This window comes from Mesorhizobium sp. M7A.F.Ca.ET.027.02.1.1 (assembly GCF_004022985.1).
Classification (GTDB): Bacteria; Pseudomonadota; Alphaproteobacteria; order Rhizobiales; family Rhizobiaceae; genus Mesorhizobium.
Map to the genome: position 1 here is coordinate 1 of NZ_RZOL01000759.1, position 1,290 is coordinate 1,290.

At 64.0% G+C, this 1,290-nt stretch carries 2 protein-coding genes; both read right to left on the reverse strand.

Annotated features, from left to right (window positions below):
• Positions 1-499, reverse strand: a 499-nt coding sequence (gene thpR / locus EN749_RS35910; protein ID WP_128364963.1) for an RNA 2',3'-cyclic phosphodiesterase, incomplete at its 3' end; no start/stop codon positions are given.
• A 125-nt stretch (positions 500-624) separates the two neighbouring features.
• Entirely contained in the window at positions 625-1,269 is a 645-nt protein-coding gene (locus tag EN749_RS35915) for an arylesterase (protein ID WP_127396962.1), read from the reverse strand.
• Positions 1,270-1,290 lie beyond the last annotated feature (21 nt).

A 1,290-nucleotide genomic window follows, 5' to 3' on the forward strand; every position in this document is an offset into this window, starting at 1 on the left:
GTCCGCCGCCGACCGAATCGCGCGACGACATCAGCACGAAACGGCCGATGCGGAACGGCAGCGTCGAGAAATTGCCGCGCGCCGACAAATATTGGGCGACGTCCAGCGGAGTCGAATTGCGTAAGCGCGCCAGCGTCACATGCGGCATGAACTTGCGGGGATCGGCCGGGATGCCGAGCCGCTGGCAGATGCGGTCGATCTCGCCCTGAAGGGCAGCCAGACCGGGCGAGGCGGAAGCGCCTGCCCACACCGCATGTGGCTTCTTCTGGCCGAAAGCGCCGACGCCGGACAGCGCCAGCGAGAAGGAAGGGCGGTGGACGCGGTCGAGCGCGTTGGCGATCTCGTCGGCGACATGGCCGGGGACATCGCCGATGAAGCGCAGCGTCAGATGGTAGTTTTCGACATCGATCCAGCGGGCTCCCGGCAAGCCGCCCCGCAGCAGGGACAGCGAAAGGGCAGCGTCACGCGGAATTTCGAGGGCGGTGAAAAGACGCGGCATGAAGAGCCTCCCTTCCTCGAATCGAACTGTCATCCCCAGCGAATCATCGATAGTCAAACGGAGCAAGAGGTTTGTTGGCCACAGTCCCTGTTAAAAGCCCCCTGCGCGGAAACAGTTCCAATCTGCTAGGAATCGCCCGGCACTGCCGCGATCACCTTCTCGACCGTCGGCAGGATGCGTTCGACTATCTGGTCGACGCCTTCAACGCTCGGATGCAGGCCGTCCTCGAGTTGCATGCCGGGCTGGCCGGCGACGCCGTCGAGAAAGAACGGGTAGAGCACGACGTCGTATTTCTTCCCCAGGTCCGGGAAAATGGCGTCGAACGCATTCTGGTAGTCGGGGCCGAGATTGGGTGCGGCACGCATGCCGGCCAGAAGCACGGCAATCTTGCGCTGCTTCAGCTTGCTCAGCATCTCGTCGAGGTTCTTCCTGGTGATGTCGGGCGAAACGCCGCGCAGCATGTCGTTGGCGCCGAGTTCGAGGATGACCAGTTGCGTGCCGTCGGGCACCGACCAGTCGAGCCGCGCCAGGCCACCGCTCGTCGTGTCGCCGGAAACGCCGGCATTGGCGACGCTCACATCATGGCCTTTGGCGCGAAGGGCGGCCTGCAGCCTGTCGGTAAAGCCCTGGTCAGGCCCAAGGCCATAGCCCGCCGTCAGGCTGTCGCCGAAGCCGACGATTTTGAACGGCTCGGCACGCGCTGACGGCATGGCGCCGCAAATGGCGAGGAAAACCATGAGGCCTGCGGCAATACTGCGTTTGAAAGACATGCGGCAGGCCCCATATGAGCT

Coding starts and splice junctions, on each gene's coding strand:
- EN749_RS35915 (WP_127396962.1), bottom strand. CDS start 1,269: ATGTCTTTCAAACGCAGTATTGCCGCAGGCCTCATGGTTTTCCTCGCC.